Genomic DNA, 16,752 nt, shown 5'->3' with positions numbered 1-16,752 from the left:
GCTCGGGGACGAAAGAACTGACTCTCTCACTCCGCGAGGAACGAATCGACCAACCTGATGAATCGGTCTACGAACCGGTCGGGGAGCGATGGCGTAATCGAACCAAGCAGTCGCGCCGTCTCAGCTGGCCGACACAGCGCGAGCGTAACGCGATTTTGCTCGTCGCGGCGCTTTTCGACAATCGCTGCCTCGACGAGGTTATCGAGGTGCCATTCGAGCGTACTCCGCGCAATGTCGAGCGCGTCAGCCACCGCATTCGGCCGCGAGGGGCCGTGTTCGAGCAGGTAAACCAGCACGTCACGGGCGGTCTCGCGGCGAAACAGCGCGAGCGTTCTGCGCTCCCACGGGTCGTAGCCGGTGGTAAAATAGTGTGTCTGGCCGAACAGCGACTCCGCGACGATTTTCCCTTGGTGCTCCAGTTTCCGGGTGTGGTACTGCACCTGTCCGGGGGCCAAGTCGAGTTGGCGCGCCAGCTCGTTGAAGTGCAACCCCGCGTGGGTGTCGATGTGGGCGAAGATGCGGTCACGTTGGTGGGCCATCAGACAGCCTCCTGTGAAATCGTCCGCGCGTAGTACACCGCGCCGATGACGAGGGCGACGAGCGCCACGTCGAAGCCGTGTTCGAGCAGGTGGTGGACGTTCGTATCGACCGTGCCCGTCATCGCGAGTGTTGCGACGACCGACCGGGCGACGAGCGCCGCAAGCGCGAGGGCGACGAGCAGGTACGGCCGCGACTGCCGGCGAAGAAACGCGGCGAGGGAGAGTCCGAGCAAGAGCGCACCCCCAATCGACGCGAGCGCGACGACTGCAACCAGCGACAGGTCTGTCGCCGTCGTCGCTGCGTGCAACGCTACTCCCGGCGCTTCCCACTCCATTATCCCGTTATTCGGGGTCAGCCACCTTTATCGCTGTCTCTCGCGCGAATTTCCACGCGCGACCGCACGTCCACATCCGAATTTAGTATAGCAGAATACAATTTATAACAATTCCCGTTCTCAACTCGGTACGTCTGTTTCTGCCCGCTGCTGACACTCAGCCACCGAAGGGGAGAATTTGGGAACTTCACTATCCTCCAACACGAATCAATTGTTTCCGTAACACTAATAATATCTTTAGACGCGTCTAAAAATATGCGCTACCCGTTAATGGCACGCATTTCACGTACCGACACCAAACCGCAACCGGCACGGAGGTCTGAACATGGCTCCTGATCGCTCAGTGGCGACCGGCCACGGCAACGCGTTCTCTACGAGTTTCCTCGCCGCTCCGGCGCTCGTCGTGCTCCGCGTCACCCTCGGGTGGGTATTCTTCTATGGCGGCATCACCAAGGTCACCGACCCGACGTGGACAGCCGCTGGCTACCTCGAAAACGCCGTTCCGGCCGGTAACCCGTTTTCCACCCTCTGGCCCACCCTCGCCACGATCCCTGCCGTCGATTTACTCGTCCAATGGGGCCTCACCCTCACCGGCCTTTGCCTCTTGCTCGGCGCGTTTGTCCGCTGGAGTGCACTCTGGGCGAGCGCGATGATGGCGATGTTCTGGGCGAGTAGCCTCCCGCTCTCGAACGGCATCCTTGTGGATCAACACATCATCTACATCCTCGCGCTCGGTTGTCTCTCCGCGTTCGGCGCGGGCCGCATCGCTGGCCTCGATGCAAAGCTAGAGCAATCGGCAGTCGCCGCCGAACATCGGTGGCTCCGCTACCTACTCGGCTAAACTCAGGAGAGCGAGTCGTACGTCTCTCGCAACGTTTTCGCATCGTGCATCCAGTTGTACCGCTCTGCTACGGCTCTGCGGCCATTCTCCCCCCACTGCGCCGCTCGCTCTTGGTCAGTGCCAAGTTCGAGCAGTGCGGCCGCCATCGCGTCTGCGTCGTCGGCTGTCGCAACAACGCCAGCACCCGTTTCACCGACGACGCGCTCTAACGGTGGCACGTCGGAGACGAGCACGGGTTTGCCCATCGCCATGTACTGGAACAGTTTGTGGGGGATGGTGGTGTTCGTGTGGGGGGTCGAGGCGTGGGGGACGAGACACACGTCGCTCGCCGCCATGTAGGCGGGCACCGCCTCGAAATCGACCCACCCGGTGAACGTCATCGCATCCATCACGCCGTGGAGCTCGCAGAAGGCGTCGAATCGACTGCCATACTCGGCGCTTCCGGGCGCGCCAACAATGAGCATGCGGCTGTTCGGAAGTCGGTCGCGGACTGCGGCGAACCCTTCGACCACAGGTTCGAGGCCGCGGTGAGGGGCAAACTTGCCGACGTAGCTGATGACAAACTCGTCTTCGAACCCAGCGACGGGCTTCGCGTCGGTGTCGAAGTGGGTTCGGTCGACCGTGTTTCCGACGATAGCGACCGAGTCGGTGTCGGCCCCACAATCGGTCACGTAGTGGGCTTTTGCCTCCTCGCAGACGGCAAGGACGCCGTCTGCGCGCTGGACGCAGTTTCGTTCGAGTCGCTTCCACCGCCGTATGGACAGGGCGGCGTACTTCGTGAGCAACCCAACATTCGTCACCACGTCTTCGACGCTGTGCATCCGACGCCACTGTCGGATGGCCTCGGGGTAGTTCTCGTGGAGGTCTGCAACCACCGGGACGCTGCGGTCGTCGCCGACGGCGAGTCCCGTGCCCACGAGCGGGAGGTCGTGGACGTGGATGGCGTCGATTGACTTCGATTCGTGGACGGTTTCGATGGCGCGTTTCCAGAAGGGATGGACGAACGTCACGAGGTACTGCAACGTCTGGCGTTGGCGTCTCAGTGGAGACTGGTCGTGTTCGGAAAAACGCCACACATCGATGCCGTCGACGGTCTCGCGGGCTGGCTTCTCGGCTGATGTGCGACAGATGAGCGTCACTTCGTGACCAGCGGCCTGCAGGGCGCGCGCCTCTTTTGCGACGCGGATGTCTCGCGGAAACTCCTTTCGGAGCACCATGCAGACGTGCATTTCCTGTGGACTTCGGCGGTGGCGGCTTAATTCTGTTGCCCGCGGCGGTGCCGCAGGTCGATTTTCGTGACTCGTGGACGAAAGAGCAAAGGGGCCGGTCGACTGAGCATGCAGGCAATGACCGGCCTGGTCGCGTTCGGAGTGATGGCACACGATGGGTGAGGTAGACCGCGCGAGCATCGCGCTGTTCGGGTCGCGAATCCTCTCTCAGTTGCTCGGATTCGTGAGCGTCATCTACTTCGCCCAACAGCTTGGAGCGGAGGGTCTCGGCGTCTACTTCACCTTCGTTACCGTGGTGAGTGTGACCGGCGTGTTCTCGAAATTCGGCCTGCCGGGGGCCGTGGTCAAGCGGATGAATCAGGCGACAACCGACCACGAGCGAGGGAGATATCTCTCGGGGTCGTTTGTCTTACTCATCGTTCCGTTCGCCATCGCGGGTGGCTTGTTGTTGCTGTTTGGCCCGCACTTGACTGACTACGTCGGCCTCGCTGCCGCAGCACCGCTCGCGGTTGCAGGGGTTGCGATTGCCGTCAGTTCGAACCTACTCAGCTCCGCCCTCAAGGGCGAAAACCGCGTCGCGACGACGGCAGTGTTAGAACTGCTCGACCAGATTAGCCGCCTCGCGATTAGCGTCGCCCTCCTCGTTGCAGGCTGGGGCGTCCTCGCCCTCGTCGTCGGGCGGATCTCCGGGAACGTCCTCAAGGGAATCGCCTCCTACGCCGTCCTCGAAACCTCGTTTTCGGTGCCCACACTCACGACGCTCACGAGCCTCTTTGACTTCTCTAAGTACACCGTCGGGATGAACGTCAGTTCACTCGCCTACAACTGGGCTGACACGCTCGTCCTCGCCGCATTCGCCACCAAAGCCGCGGTCGGCATCTACGAGACGGTCTGGATGCTGAGTGCGGTCACGCTTCTGGCTGCCCAAGTCATCGGCATCTCGCTCGCCCCGTCGATGACGCGCTGGCACGAGGCGGGCCAACTCTACCGCGTCGAACGCGGGTTCACGCAGGGGCTCTCGTTCGCACTCATCCTCGTGTTTCCCGCGCTCATCGGCGCATACCTCATCGGTGATTCGCTGCTCCAGACCCTCTATGGCTACAGCGCCGGAACCACCATCCTCCTCATCCTCCTCACCGGGCAGATTTCAGAGGGTGTGAAGAACATCACACAGAACACGCTGTTCGGGATTGACCAGCCCGAACACGTCTTCTGGACGAACATCCTCACCCTTGGCGCGAACGTCGTGCTCAACCTCATCCTCGTGCCGCCGTTCGGCATGCTTGGTGCGGCCGTCGCAACCTTCACCACGGCAACCGTCGCCGCCGTCTCGCAGGTCTACTATCTCCGCCAGTACATCGAGATACGCGTCAATTACGTCACGCTCGCGTGGCAGGCTGGCGGCGCGGTCGTCATGGGCGTCGTCGTCGCCGCGTTGGCCGGCGTCTTCCCGCTTGGCAACGAACTCGGCCTGTTCGCGCTCGTCGCCGTCGGTGCGCTCGTGTACGGTGGCGTCATTCTGACCAACGTCACCATGCGCGAACGCTTGCTCGGAAGCGGCCTGTTCTGACTGCCCGTGGGCTTATGCGAGTCGCCCGCTTTGCGTCGAGTAGCTGCATGTCACGAAACGTCGTCCTGTGCTGTCTCGACACGGTCAGGAAGGACTTTTTCGACCGGTTTTCGACGCGCCTGCAGGACCGGGCTGACGTCACCTTCGAGCAGTGTCGCGCGGCCAGTTGCTGGAGCGTGCCGAGCCACGCGAGCATGGTCACCGGCGACCTCCCCCACGAACACGGGATACACGCGAAAAACCCGCGTCTCGACGCCCTCTCAGCGCGTGAGACCATTCGCGACGACCTGCCCGACCACCACTTTCTCGGCGTGAGTTCGAACATCTACGCCGGATCGGCCTACGGCTTCGACGCCATCTTCGACGAGTTCGTGGACATCACCCGCGACCACCGCTACCCCGACGCGCTCGACGCCTCGACGTTCATCACAGAAGAAACCGAGCCGGGGCTGGCGCGATACGCCGCCGTCCTTCGCGCCTGCCTCGCCCACCCCGAGACGGCAAAAAGCGTTGCGAACACCGTTGCCGCCCAACTCCAGCACCTCTCGCGAAACGGCCCACTCTCGAATTTCCCGACCCTCTTCGACGACGGGGCGAGGTCGGCGTGTCGAGCGGCCCGCTCTCGAATCCACGGCCGCGACGACCCCTACTTCTTGTTCGTGAACTTCATGGAGGGGCACGAACCCCACCGCGACACGCTGGGCTACGACCGTGACAGCTACGACGTGCCCACGGGCTGGTCGTCTCGCCCACTCCAGACGTGGGACGCGGTGGAGCCGTCGCCCGAAACCGACCGACAGCTCGGCTGGTATCGCGACCTCTACGGCGCGTCGATTGCGTACCTCGACCGCGTCGTCGACGAGTTCGTGAGCGACGTCCTCGCCGCGACCGACCGTGAGACTACTGTCGTTATCACGGCAGACCACGGCGAGAACCTCGCACTGCCCGAAGACGACGGGCACCTCGGGCACATCACGAGTCTCACGGAAGGGGTCCTGCACGTTCCGTTGCTCATCATCAATCCGCCTGCCGGTTACGACGCCGTCGAATCCGACTATGTCTCTCATCTCGAACTCCGTCGCTTGCTCGCGGGGCTGGCGCACGACGAAACGCCTGACGTGACCGCAGACCGCATCCCCGCGGAGGTGCTCGCGATGACGCCCGGAAACGACCCGCTTCGAGAAACCGACCCTGCGTACTGGACCCGACGCATCCGCTGTGTGTACGACGGCGAGACGAAATACGAATGGGACAGTCTCGGTGTCGAGCAGGCGGTCGAACTCGACCACGACAGACCGTGCTGGCAATCGAGACCGCCTGACACGTCGTCGGTACCCTCGTGGGTGAGAACCGAGTTCGACACCGCTCTCGGTGCCGTTTCCGTGGCCGCGGACGGGGACGAAACGCCGATGGATGATGCCGTCCTCGACCGACTCGAAGACCTCGGCTACCGCTGACCGCCCGTGTCCGTCTTCGCGCGCCCTCGGCGCGTTTGCAAGTGGTCTTGGCCGTGACACTTACGGTGTGTGACTCCACTGTCGAAACGAATGCGAGACAAAGTCCTCCAGCGATGGGTCAAGCAACCGCCGGCGAGTCCGGAAATCCAGTATCTCAGGGATGCAGAGCGACTGAACGCCTGGGAACAACTCGGCGAGCGAACACGGGTGCTCGACATCGCCTCAGAGTCGAACGTCACCGCCGGGTTGCAGGCTGAAGCAGTCGCCCGCGTTGACTTTTCGCCCGACGCAATCGACCACGCCCGTGACATTCTCGGTGATGACGTAGACAGATACGAGGTCACAGACCCTGAGAAACCCGACCTCCCGTTTCCGGACGACCACTTCGACGCCGCCGTCTCAATTGGGCCGTACGACTGGAAGTTCCTCGACATCGACCACCTCACCGCGGAGGTCAACCGCGTCCTCGAATCGGACGGCCTCTTTTCGTTTTCTGTCCCGACGCCCCGCTCGCCGTACGCCACCCGTGGGCGCAACCGCTTTCGCTACTACGAACCCGACGAGGCGCTCGACATCATCGCGCCCGACTGGCAACTGGTCGATTACGACCTCGTGTTCCAGTACCCAGACCGCATCCACCGCATCGTGAAGTCGCTGCCGACCACGATGCAAGAACCGTTCGTGGACTTCTCATGGCGCGCCACGAAGGAACTCACCGAACGCGACCGCTGGAACGAGGCGGCGTATCTCGTGCTCGGCGCGAAACCCATGGAGTACGACGACTCGCTCGAAAGGGCCCTTGAGTGCCTGTTTCGTCCGGCCGAGGACAACGGTTTCTGGGATACACACGACTCGAAGTTCATCCGCGGTCTCGACTACTCCATCGACACCGGGGAACACGCCCCGGCGGGCCCGGCGGACCTCTCGTGGACCCGCGACGACACCATCCAGTGGCGCTACGCCCCGTTCGCGCTCATGGGGGCGATGCAGTGGCGCGTCTCCGAGCGAGGAACCGACGCCGTAGACCAGAAGCTGCGCGACCAACTCGCCTACTTTGAGGACAAACTCGCAGACGACCCCAGCCGAATCGGAATGCCCAGTTACGGTATCGGCCCGCTCATCCTGAGCTACGCGCTCGCTGATTCCGTCTTCGAGGAGGAGTATGCTGAGATGGCACGCACGCTGTTCGACTACTCGCGCGAGGCGTTTGACTTCTCTCACGCGGAGGACAGCCTGCTCGCCTACGGCTGGTCGTACCTCTACGAACAGACCGGCGACGAGGACGTGCTCGACGCCATCGAGGACGCGCTCTGGGAGATCAACGAACGGCTCGACCCACCCTCTGGAACCTTCCAGTTCGACAACGGCACGACCCGCCGCCATCAGAATCAGATGTACACTATCTGGGGGATGGCCCGCGCCATCGAGGTGACGGGCAAGACGGGCTACTTAGACAGCCTCGAACTCGTGTTGGACTACACTATCGACGAGCGAATGCAGGCAGACGGTGCGTTCATCTGGGAGGACGTCGCTCAGCCGATTCGCGGCTGGACGGAGTTCGTCATCGACTTTTTCGACCGCCGTCCGCCACACTGGGACTTCCTGTACGAGTGTCACCAGACGTTCTTCGTGAACGCCGTCACCCACTACTATGCCGCCGGTGGTGAGCGTGACTACGACCGCGCAGTCGGTGAGGCCATGGCGTGGATATACGGAACCAACGCGCTCGACGCAGACCTCACAGAGCTGAGCGGCCTCGGCGTCCCAATGCGATTCATGACCCGAGATGGTCACATGGACGTCCCCGACCAGATGTACAAGGGAGCCTACGAAGTTGGCTCGTACATCATGGCGCTCACCAATCTCCTCGACGCGGACGGGCCGTTCCGATGAGCGCAGAACAACTGGCTTCCGACGCGCGTGTGTGCGTCCTTGGGCTTGGCCACGTTGGCCTCCCAACTGCCCTGCTCGCCGCCCAATCACACGACGTGGTCGGCGTGGATATCGATGCCGACCACGTCGCCGCGCTCAACGACGGCGACGTTCCGGTCTCCGAACCGGGTATCGACGACCTCTATGCAGCGGTCACAGACCGATTTTCGGCCCACACGAGCGTTGTTGACGCGGATATCTATGTCATCGTCACACCAACACCGGTTCACACCGAGAGCCGGGTTGCGGATTTGAGCTACATCCGCGCGGCAGCAGAGATGGTCGTCCCGACGCTCGATGCGGGCGACCTCGTAATTCTCGAATCGACGGTGCCGCCGGGAACGACCGAGCGACTCATCGCGCCAATTCTCGAAGATAGCGGACTCTCCGTCGGGGAGTTTCACCTCGCCTACTGCCCCGAACGGGCGAGTCCGGGTGACACCCTCACAGAAATCACGCAGAACAACCGCGTCGTTGGCGGCACAGACGAGGCATCGATAACTCACGCCGTCGCGTTCTACGACTCGTTCGTAGACGGCGCAATTCGCACGACGACGCCCCGAACCGCCGAGTTCGTCAAACTCGTCGAAAACACCTTTCGTGACGTGAACATCGCGCTGGCAAACGAGTTCGCGCTCATTGCAGAGGAGTTCTCCCTCGACGGACACGAAGCCACAGCGCTCGCAAACGAGCATCCGCGAGTGAACGTCCACCGCGCCGGGCCGGGTGTTGGCGGCCACTGCATCCCCGTCGACCCACAGTTCCTCTCGCAGCACGCGACCCACGACCGACTCATCTCGTTGGCCCGCGAGGTGAACTCCTCGATGGCAGGCCACGTCGTCCGCCTGATTCGGTCGGTGCTTTCAGACGACACGAGGGCGACGGTCACGCTGTTCGGCGCGGCCTACAAGGCAGACGTTGGCGACACCCGCAGGACGCCGGCAAAACGGCTCGTCGAACTCCTCACCGGACTCGGCTACGAAATTCGCGTCTACGACCCGTTCGTCACCGAATTCGTCGTGGAACCAGAACCACTCGACTCGGCGGTCGCAGAAAGCGATTGCATCGTCATCCTCACCGACCACAGCGAGTTCGAAACGCTCGACCCATCGTCAGTCAGTGCACAGATGGCGACGAAAACCGTCGTTGACACGCGCGCACTCATCGACCAGACTCAGTGGGAGCAGGCTGGCTTTCGCGTCTCCGTGCTCGGTGACGGCACCACGTAGCCCTCACTCGTCTGCAACTAACCGCTCGTACATCGCCACGAGTTTCTCACCTTCGCGCTCCCAGTTGTAGCGGTGTTCGACCGCGTCCCTCCCGTTTTTTCCGAGCCGCGTGGCTTCGTCTGGAGCCGCGGCGAGCGCGCAGGCCGCCTCCGCGAGTGCGGTGGCGTCTCCTGCTTCGACGACCCGGCCAGCGTCGGCATCTTTGACCACGCGAGCGAGCGGCGGGAGATCCGTCACGATGACCGGTTTCGCCATCGCCATGTACTGAAACAGTTTGTGGGGGATGGTGGTGTTCGTGTGGGGGGTCGAGGCGTGGGGGACGAGACACACGTCGCTCGCCGCCATGTACGCCGGGAAGTCAGCGAAGTCAACCCACCCAGTGAACGTAACCCGGTCTGTCACGCCGTGACGTGCTGCGAGTTCGCGCAGTTCGTTCTCGTAGGGTTCTGCGCCAGCGCCAACGAGCAGGAGCCGCGCGTTCGGGACGTTGGTGACGATGGTTTCCAGCGCTTTCACCGCGGTCGTCAGCCCCCGGTGGACGCCGAACGTCCCGACGTAGCTGATGACGAACTCGTCTTCGTAGCCGGGAACGGGGGTTTCGTCGCCGGTGAACCAGTCGAGATTGACCGTGTTCGAGACGACGGTCGAACGAAACGGCGAGAGGGCGCAGTCGTGATGGTAGTGGGTTGCTGCCTCTTCGGTGACGGTCACGACGTGGTCTACGGCTTTCACACACCGCCGTTCGATGCGCTTGTAGCGTGAAACGGGTTTGAGTGCCCAGTGGACCGCGAACTCGGGGTCGTCGAGGACGGTCTTCACCGAATGGGGTTCTCGCCACAGTCGGAGTGCCTCGGGGTAGTTCTCGTGGAGGTCTGCGACGACGGGAATCCCCGCTCGATTCCCGACGATGACTCCCTCTCGGACGAGCGGGAGATCGTGGACGTGGATGGCGTCTGCGTCTGTTTCGGCGACGAGCGCGTCGAGTTCGCGCACCCAGAGCGGGTGAACGTTTGCGAACAGATTGACCGCCGCGCTCGTCAGTCGCCGTGTTTTCGCGGTGAGCGATCCCTCTTCGATTCGGACGATGTCCATCCCGTCTGCGTGCTCGCGCGTCGGTGCGCCGGATTCGCCTCGGCACAGGAGCGTGACCGTGTGCCCTGCCTCCGTGAGCGAGGCGACTTCTTTTTCGATACGCACGTCTGGCGGGTACGTTTGCGCGAGAACCATGCAAATGTGCATTGACTGTGTTTGTTATTCGGCGGTGGCGGTCGCTCGCTGACCCGGTGGTTCGAGTGCGGTGCAGATACGGTCGATAATCTGGGTACCAGCGGTGCCGTCGCCGTAGAGGGTCGGCGCACCGCGCATCGCCGCCCGCGCCTCGGCATCCTCGAACAGGGTTCTGAGGCGGTCGCCGAGGGCATCGGGTGTTACCAACTCGTTTACGCCGTGGGCGACGGTTTCGGGGCGTTCGGTGTTCGGCCTGACGGTGAGACAGGGCACCTCGAGAATGGACGCTTCCTCTTGGACGCCACCCGAATCGGTCACGACCACGCGGGCGTCTGCGAGGAGGCTAAGGAAATCGACGTAGTCGAGCGGTTCTGTGACCGTGAGCGCCGTCGGGTCTCCCTCGCTCCAGGTGTCGATTTTCGCGGCGACGCGCGGATGGGCTGGGAGCACCACGGGGAACGGCAGTGACGCAAGCGCCGACAGAATGGCGTGGAGCCGGGCAGTCGAATCGGTGTTTCGCGGTCGATGAATCGTCGCCACGGCGTAGGGTTCCTCAAGCGAGAGCGCGTCGTGAATCGTCGATTTGCGCTTGGCGATAGCGAGGTTCTCCTCGCAGGCGTCTACGATGGTGTTTCCAGTCACGAACACCCCGTCTTCGATACCCTCATTCTGGAGGTTCTCTCGGGCGGTTTCGGTTGGAGCGAACAGCAAGTCTGCCACGTCGTCTGCGAGCGCCCGATTTACTTCCTCTGGCATCGCTTGGTCGCCGCTTCGGAGGCCGGCTTCGACGTGTGCGAACAGGGCTGGGGCTTTGCTCGTGGCGAGTGCCGCAGAGAGCACCGCATTCGTGTCTCCCTGTGCAACGACCACGTCAGGCTCGTAGATATCGAGCAGGCTGTCGATTTCGGTGAGCGCGTCTGCGGTTTGTTGAGCGTGGCCGCCGCTCCCAACGCCGAGATTTTCGGCCGGATTCGAAAGCCCGAGCGTCTCGAAAAACACGGCACTCATCTCCTCGTCGTAGTGTTGGTTCGTGTGGCAAATCGTGAACGTCACGTCGTCGTGGGCCTCGGCTGCGCGAATGACCGGTGACATCTTGATAATCTCTGGTCGCGTGCCGACGACGAAAAGCAAGTGCCACGGCTGTGGAGGGGCTTTTGTCACTACGAAAGCATACTGGACGAGCGAGTTATTTGTTTGGGCTGACCTGTTAGGGAGCAGGCGGAAAAGAGCCCGAAGAGACTGGTCTAGACCGCGTCGCGGCCGCGCTTGCCCGTGCGAATCTGGACGGCTTCCTCGACCGGAAGGACGAAGATTTTCCCGTCGCCCGGCTGCCCGGTGTTCGCCGCCTCCTGAATCGCGCTCACGACGGTTTCTGCGGGGATGTCGGCGACGATACACTCGACTTTGACCTTCTGGTGGAGGTCAACGGTGTACTCTTCGCCGCGCCACTGCCCTTTCTTGGCGGGTTGGCTTCCCCGGCCGCTCACGTTCGTCACCGAAATACTGGGCGCGCCCGCCTCGGAGAGTGCTTTTTTCACGTCGCCGAGCTTGTCGGGGCGGATGTACGCCATGACGAGCTTAATCTGCCCGTCGTTTGCCGTGTCACTCATCGTCACACACTCCGCCGTCCGTCCGGATACCACCATCGGTCAGGGTGTCTGGCTGGCCGAATTCGGGGTAGGTGTCCACGCCGTGTTCGGAGATGTCGAGGCCTTCGCGCTCGTGTTCTGCGCTCACGCGCGCTTCACCGAGCGCCTTGATGACGCCGAAGACGACGACCGTCGCGGCAATCGTCCAGACGGCGATGACGCCGACGCCCGCGAGTTGGGCGATGAGCTGGCTTACGGAGAAGCCCGAGACGGCGAAGAAGGGGTAGAGAATCGCACCGAGGATGCCCGCAGAGCCGTGGACGGGGAACACCGCACACACGTCGTCGATTTGGAGGCGCTTTTCTAAGAACTCGAAGACAAGCGGGAGCTGTGCGCCCGCGAGCAGGCCAATGATGAGGCCGCCGGTCCAGACGAGGTCGTCTGCGCTGCTCGTGATGGCGACGAGTCCGGCGAGCATGCCGTTTGCCACGTAGAGCGTGTCTACTTTCTTCGTCCGGATGAGTGAGAGTCCGCCCGCACCGATTGCGCCCGCAGCCATCCCGAGGGTGGTGATGAGCGCGACCCGACCGACCGACTGAAACGCGCCGAGGACGAGTTGGCCGTCTTCGACGGCGAACACCGTTGCCGCGGTGGCGACGTTGAAGCCGTACCAGCCGAAGGCGAGGATGAGCGTGCCGAGCACCGCGAACGTCACGGAGTGGCCGGGGATGACGTTCGCGCTGCCGTCTGCGTTGAAGCGGTCGAGGCGCGGGCCGATAATCCACGCCGCGGTGAGGCCCGCAATGCCGCCCATGCCGTGGACGATCATGCCGCCGGCGAAGTCGTGGAAACCAAGCGCGGCGAGCATGCCACCGGCCCACGTGAAGCCGACGACGACTGGGTAGATGATGGCGGCGAGCAGGATGGTGTAGGCCACGTAGGCACGGAGTTTACACCGGCCTGCGACCGCGCCCGAGACGATGGTGGCTGCGGTCATGGCGAACACCGCGCCGAACAGCCAACCGACCCATGCGTTACTACTCGCAGGCGAGAGCGTGTCTGCGAACGCCCCGCCAACCGAGTACGCGCTGCCCCCGGTGATGTCACCGACGATGGTCGAAACAGCCGCGCCAACGAGGAAGAAGACTATGACGCCGACGCTCCACGTCAACATGTTCTTCGTGAGCTGGTTTGCGACGTTCTTCGAGCGCACCTGTCCGGCTTCGAGCATGGCAAAGCCGGCGTGCATGAAGAAGATGAGGAAGGTGCCAACCAGCACCCACAGCAGATTGACGCCCTCTACGATGACTGCCGGATCTACCTGCAGTGGAAGCGTCAGCATGTTTCCTCCGCCATCTGTAATGGTTTTTCGTGTGTATGTGCCCGTTCGCCCACTAAATCCGCAGTGAAACGTGCGTTACTGTACTGAGTCACAGTAGTTTGCCATGGTATGGCCATACATATGTGTTGGCGTTGAAAAAACACCTATTTTTGGAGGATAACTCGACAAACGCGCAAATTACAAACGGATAAGAGTGATATAAGGATGTATTTTGTCCATTGGCAGGACAAATGTTGCCACAGATGTTGGGAATGTAAACCAGCTGTATTTTTGGCTGTTTCACCGCCTGCGTGTGAGACGTTTCGCAAAAAGTGTCGCCCGCTGTCGATTCTCTCTGAGCCCCTCTCCCTCCCTCAGTGTGCGCGCGGTGGTGCGCGCAAGCGGTGGTCCCTCAGACCGCCTCTGTCCCTTCGAGGCCCGTGCGAATCTGGACGGCCTCCTCGACCGGAAGGACGAACACCTTGCCGTCACCCGGTTGGCCGGTACTCGCACCCTCGACGATGGCCTCAACGACGGTTTCTGCGGGGATGTCGGCGACGATACACTCGACTTTGACCTTCTGGTGGAGGTCGACCGTGTACTCTTCGCCGCGCCACTGCCCTTTCTTGGCGGGTTGACTGCCCCGGCCGCTGACGTTCGTCACCGAGATGCTCGGTGCGCCGACTTCCGCGAGCGCCTTTTTCACGTCGCCGAGCTTGTCGGGGCGGATGTACGCCATGACGAGTTTGATGCCACCGTCGTTCGGGGTCTCACTCATCGGTCTTCCCTCCATCCGTGCGGACGCCACCGTCCGTGCTCACACCGGCGAGCGCGCGGTCTGGGTTGTTGTTGCCAACGAACTCTGGGTACGCGGAGATGCCGTGTTCGCCCTGGTCGAGTCCTTCGAGTTCCTCTTCTTCGCTGACGTTGAGGCCGACCGCAGCGTCTGCGATTTTGAAGATGATGACTGTCGTGACGATGGTCCAGGCGGCGATGACGACGATGCCAACGCCCTGCATCAGCAGTTGGGTGGCCGAGAAGCCACCCACGGCGAAGACGGGAATCAGGAACGTGCCGAGCGCCCCGGCGCTACCGTGAACCGGGAAGACCCCACACACGTCGTCGATTTTCAGCTTGTCTACGACGAAGCGGTAGACGAGCGGAGCCTGTGCACCGGCGAGCAGGCCGATGATGATGCCGCCCCACCACGTGACGTGGGGAACCGCACCGGTCACGCCAACGAGGCCCGCGAGCAGGCCGTTTGCGGTGAACAGTGGGTCGGGCTTGCCTTCGGTGTACGTCGTCATGAGTGAGGCGGCGACCGCACCGGCGCCCATGCCGAGGGTCGTCACGAGGGCGACGCGCCCGAGCGCTGCGCCGTTGTAGACGAGTGATTCGCCGTCTGCGGCGACTTCGAGGACGGCGGCCTGCGTGCCGACGTTGAAGCCGTACCAGCCGAAGGCGAGGATAAGCGTGCCGAGCACCGCGAAGGTGATCGAGTGGCCCGGAATCGGGATGCTGTTGCCCTTCTCGTCGAACCGGCCGCGGCGTGGGCCGACCATGTAGGCGGCCACGAGCCCAGCGACGCCGCCGAGCATGTGGACGACCGTCGCGCCCGCGAAGTCTAAGTAGCCAACGCCGAGCGCCGCGCCGATAAACCCGTCAGCAGACAGCAGGCCGCCGCCCCACGCGAAGCCCTGAATCACGGGGTAGACAACGGCGGTGATGCCGACCGAGTAGAAGACGTATGCCTTGAACTTGATGCGCTCTGCGACCGCGCCCGAGACGATGGTGGCTGCGGTCATGGCGAACACCGCGCCGAACAGCCAGCCAATCCACGCGTCGGGGTTGTTGATGTACGCGAACGCCTCTGCGATGTTGTACGACCCACTGGAGGTGAGTCCCGCCGCGATGCTCGCGATGGCGAGTCCGGCGAAGAAGTAGACGAGGACGCCAAGCGACCAGTCCATCATATTCTTCATCAGGACGTTTCCGACGTTCTTCGCGCGAACCTGCCCGACTTCGAGCAGGGCGAAGCCCGCCTGCATGAAGAAGATGAGGAACGAGACCATCAGAATCCAGGTGTTGTTCACACCTTGGGCGATGACCGCTGGGTCGAGTGCCAGTGGTACCGTCATGGTTCAATTCCTGCGCATGCCACTGGACATTCACCCACCAATCCGCCCCAAACCTCGTGTTTAGTGTTCCAAATCACGCTTGAAGTTGACTATCACTGGGTATATAAAAGTTATAGTTGACAATCACAATTTCCAGAATGCATAAAATGACGAACGACGAATATTAGGGATACTATTATCTATTTAAGGTTATTCTCTTTCACAAAAGTAGCGGTTCGTCCAGTAAAAAGCTGGACAATTGTCCACTGTCGTTCGTGGCGCTGTCGTCGCGTGGCGCGCGTGACGCGCCTCAGAGCCGGTCTGCGAGGTCTTCGGCGAAGTAGGTGAGAATCAGGTCTGCCCCCGCACGTTTTACCGAGAGCAACGATTCGTAGGCGACCGCTTCGAGATTCAGCCACCCCTTCTCCGCGGCGGCGTGGAGCATCGCATACTCGCCGCTCACGTTGTACGCCGCAATCGGGTGGTCGAACTCTCGGCGCAGGTCGGAGACGATATCGAGATACGGCAGGGCGGGTTTCACCATCAGGATGTCTGCCCCTTGCTCGGCGTCGAGCGTGGCCTCGCGGAGCGCCTCGCGCTTGTTCGCCGGGTCCATCTGGTAGTGACGCCGGTCACCAAAGGAGGGCGCGCCGTCCGCCGCGTCCCGAAACGGCCCGTAGAACGCGCTCTGGTACTTCGCGGAGTACGCCATAATCGACACGTCAGTGTGCCCGGCTTCGTCCAGTCCCTCTCGAATCGCGCCAACCATCCCGTCCATCATCCCGCTCGGAGCGACCATCTCGGCTCCGGCTTCGGCGTGCGAGACGGCGATTTTCTGGAGCAACGGCAGGGTTGCGTCGTTGTCCACCGTCATGTGCGCGTGTTCGGGTGCGCCCTCCTCAAGCGGCCCGCAGTGGCCGTGGTCGGTGTACTCACAGAGGCAGATGTCGGTCATGACGTAGGCGTCCGTCTCCGCAGTAATCCGGCGGGTCGCCTCCTGAATCACGCCGTCTTCGGCCCACGCCCGCGAACCGTCGGGGTCTTTCGACTGCGGAATGCCGAACAGCATGATGGCTTCGACGCCCGTCTCTCTGACCTCTTCGACGCGATTTACAATCTCATCGAGTGGCACGCGCTCGTGGCCCGGCATCGACTGAATCGCTACTCGTTCATCGATGGTCGCATCAACGAACACGGGCGTGATGAGGTCGCTCGCAGACAGCTCGGTTTCGCGCACGAGGGGACGCACACCGTCGGTTCGCAGACGGCGTGGCCGGTGGGTGAGGTTCATGTGCGCACGTGGGTGAGGAACGCTAAAAGGGTTCTCGGATGGGTGCTTGCATCTCGAAACGGCTTTCATCACACT

15 protein-coding genes are annotated in these 16,752 nt (G+C 62.5%); 5 read left to right on the top strand and 10 right to left on the bottom strand.

From position 1 onward, the window contains the following. Positions 1-26: 26 nt before the first annotated feature. Positions 27-539 (bottom strand): winged helix-turn-helix transcriptional regulator, encoded by a 513-nt coding sequence (locus V5N12_RS01915; protein ID WP_332897465.1) that lies wholly within the window; start codon positions 537-539, stop codon positions 27-29. Beyond that, a complete protein-coding gene (locus V5N12_RS01910; protein WP_332897464.1) occupies positions 539-874 on the bottom strand; it encodes a DUF7471 family protein in 336 nt (111 codons plus the stop codon). Before V5N12_RS01910 ends, V5N12_RS01915 begins: the two co-directional genes overlap by 1 nt. A gap of 325 nt (positions 875-1,199) precedes the next feature. Here V5N12_RS01910 and V5N12_RS01905 point away from each other — a divergent pair, with 325 nt between their 5' ends. Beyond that, a complete protein-coding gene (locus V5N12_RS01905; RefSeq protein ID WP_332897463.1) occupies positions 1,200-1,715 on the top strand; it encodes a DoxX family membrane protein in 516 nt (171 codons plus the stop codon). Between the two features lie 2 nt (positions 1,716-1,717). Here V5N12_RS01905 and V5N12_RS01900 read toward each other — a convergent pair whose 3' ends face one another. Then, on the bottom strand, positions 1,718-2,944 hold the full coding sequence (locus tag V5N12_RS01900) for a glycosyltransferase family 4 protein (protein WP_332897462.1): 1,227 nt from the start codon (positions 2,942-2,944) through the stop codon (positions 1,718-1,720). Positions 2,945-3,098: 154 nt separating this feature from the next. Between V5N12_RS01900 and V5N12_RS01895 the strand changes: the two genes are divergently transcribed. The 4 genes from V5N12_RS01895 to V5N12_RS01880 all read left to right on the top strand — a co-directional run bounded on the left by V5N12_RS01895 (position 3,099) and on the right by V5N12_RS01880 (position 9,132). After that, positions 3,099-4,514, top strand: a complete 1,416-nt coding sequence (locus tag V5N12_RS01895) for an oligosaccharide flippase family protein (RefSeq protein WP_332897461.1) — start codon at positions 3,099-3,101, stop codon at positions 4,512-4,514. Between the two features lie 47 nt (positions 4,515-4,561). Then, on the top strand, positions 4,562-5,971 hold the full coding sequence (locus tag V5N12_RS01890) for a sulfatase-like hydrolase/transferase (protein WP_332897460.1): 1,410 nt from the start codon (positions 4,562-4,564) through the stop codon (positions 5,969-5,971). 90 nt (positions 5,972-6,061) lie between these two features. Beyond that, entirely contained in the window at positions 6,062-7,864 is a 1,803-nt protein-coding gene (locus V5N12_RS01885; RefSeq protein WP_332897459.1) for a class I SAM-dependent methyltransferase, read from the top strand. After that, positions 7,861-9,132, top strand: coding sequence for a nucleotide sugar dehydrogenase (locus V5N12_RS01880; RefSeq protein WP_332897458.1), 1,272 nt, complete (start codon positions 7,861-7,863; stop codon positions 9,130-9,132). The genes V5N12_RS01885 and V5N12_RS01880 overlap by 4 nt, the downstream gene beginning before the upstream one ends. Before the next feature lie 3 nt (positions 9,133-9,135). On the opposite strand, the gene V5N12_RS01875 is transcribed toward V5N12_RS01880, so the two are convergent. The 7 genes from V5N12_RS01875 to hemB all read right to left on the bottom strand — a co-directional run bounded on the left by V5N12_RS01875 (position 9,136) and on the right by hemB (position 16,677). Further along, complete coding sequence (locus V5N12_RS01875) at positions 9,136-10,359, bottom strand: glycosyltransferase family 4 protein (protein WP_332897457.1); 1,224 nt, start codon at positions 10,357-10,359, stop codon at positions 9,136-9,138. Positions 10,360-10,383: 24 nt separating this feature from the next. Beyond that, complete coding sequence (wecB, locus tag V5N12_RS01870; RefSeq protein ID WP_332897456.1) at positions 10,384-11,520, bottom strand: non-hydrolyzing UDP-N-acetylglucosamine 2-epimerase; 1,137 nt, start codon at positions 11,518-11,520, stop codon at positions 10,384-10,386. A gap of 83 nt (positions 11,521-11,603) precedes the next feature. Beyond that, a complete protein-coding gene (locus tag V5N12_RS01865; protein ID WP_332897455.1) occupies positions 11,604-11,969 on the bottom strand; it encodes a P-II family nitrogen regulator in 366 nt (121 codons plus the stop codon). After that, positions 11,962-13,290, bottom strand: a complete 1,329-nt coding sequence (locus V5N12_RS01860; RefSeq protein ID WP_332897454.1) for an ammonium transporter — start codon at positions 13,288-13,290, stop codon at positions 11,962-11,964. The genes V5N12_RS01865 and V5N12_RS01860 overlap by 8 nt, the downstream gene beginning before the upstream one ends. Before the next feature lie 391 nt (positions 13,291-13,681). After that, complete coding sequence (locus tag V5N12_RS01855; RefSeq protein WP_332897453.1) at positions 13,682-14,047, bottom strand: P-II family nitrogen regulator; 366 nt, start codon at positions 14,045-14,047, stop codon at positions 13,682-13,684. Then, positions 14,040-15,407 (bottom strand): ammonium transporter, encoded by a 1,368-nt coding sequence (locus V5N12_RS01850; RefSeq protein WP_332897452.1) that lies wholly within the window; start codon positions 15,405-15,407, stop codon positions 14,040-14,042. The genes V5N12_RS01855 and V5N12_RS01850 overlap by 8 nt, the downstream gene beginning before the upstream one ends. Positions 15,408-15,696: 289 nt before the next feature. Continuing rightward, entirely contained in the window at positions 15,697-16,677 is a 981-nt protein-coding gene (hemB, locus tag V5N12_RS01845; protein ID WP_332897451.1) for a porphobilinogen synthase, read from the bottom strand. Positions 16,678-16,752: the final 75 nt, after the last annotated feature.

The sequence above is a fragment of the Haladaptatus sp. CMSO5 genome, from assembly GCF_036689885.1.
Classification (GTDB): Archaea; Halobacteriota; Halobacteria; order Halobacteriales; family Halococcaceae; genus QDMS2.
Note: the sequence above shows the minus strand (reverse complement) of the source record. Positions and strands in the feature narration are given on the sequence as shown.

Bases quoted from the DNA above. Each gene is read 5' to 3' on its own strand.
- V5N12_RS01865 (WP_332897455.1), bottom strand. From the start codon at position 11,969: ATGAGTGACACGGCAAACGACGGGCAGATTAAGCTCGTCATGGCGTAC.
- V5N12_RS01855 (WP_332897453.1), bottom strand. From the start codon at position 14,047: ATGAGTGAGACCCCGAACGACGGTGGCATCAAACTCGTCATGGCGTAC.
- V5N12_RS01900 (WP_332897462.1), bottom strand. From the start codon at position 2,944: ATGCACGTCTGCATGGTGCTCCGAAAGGAGTTTCCGCGAGACATCCGC.
- V5N12_RS01895 (WP_332897461.1), top strand. From the start codon at position 3,099: ATGGGTGAGGTAGACCGCGCGAGCATCGCGCTGTTCGGGTCGCGAATC.
- V5N12_RS01860 (WP_332897454.1), bottom strand. From the start codon at position 13,290: ATGCTGACGCTTCCACTGCAGGTAGATCCGGCAGTCATCGTAGAGGGC.
- V5N12_RS01905 (WP_332897463.1), top strand. From the start codon at position 1,200: ATGGCTCCTGATCGCTCAGTGGCGACCGGCCACGGCAACGCGTTCTCT.
- V5N12_RS01885 (WP_332897459.1), top strand. From the start codon at position 6,062: ATGCGAGACAAAGTCCTCCAGCGATGGGTCAAGCAACCGCCGGCGAGT.
- V5N12_RS01875 (WP_332897457.1), bottom strand. From the start codon at position 10,359: ATGGTTCTCGCGCAAACGTACCCGCCAGACGTGCGTATCGAAAAAGAA.
- V5N12_RS01880 (WP_332897458.1), top strand. From the start codon at position 7,861: ATGAGCGCAGAACAACTGGCTTCCGACGCGCGTGTGTGCGTCCTTGGG.
- V5N12_RS01850 (WP_332897452.1), bottom strand. From the start codon at position 15,407: ATGACGGTACCACTGGCACTCGACCCAGCGGTCATCGCCCAAGGTGTG.
- V5N12_RS01915 (WP_332897465.1), bottom strand. From the start codon at position 539: ATGGCCCACCAACGTGACCGCATCTTCGCCCACATCGACACCCACGCG.
- hemB (WP_332897451.1), bottom strand. From the start codon at position 16,677: ATGAACCTCACCCACCGGCCACGCCGTCTGCGAACCGACGGTGTGCGT.
- V5N12_RS01890 (WP_332897460.1), top strand. From the start codon at position 4,562: ATGTCACGAAACGTCGTCCTGTGCTGTCTCGACACGGTCAGGAAGGAC.
- V5N12_RS01910 (WP_332897464.1), bottom strand. From the start codon at position 874: ATGGAGTGGGAAGCGCCGGGAGTAGCGTTGCACGCAGCGACGACGGCG.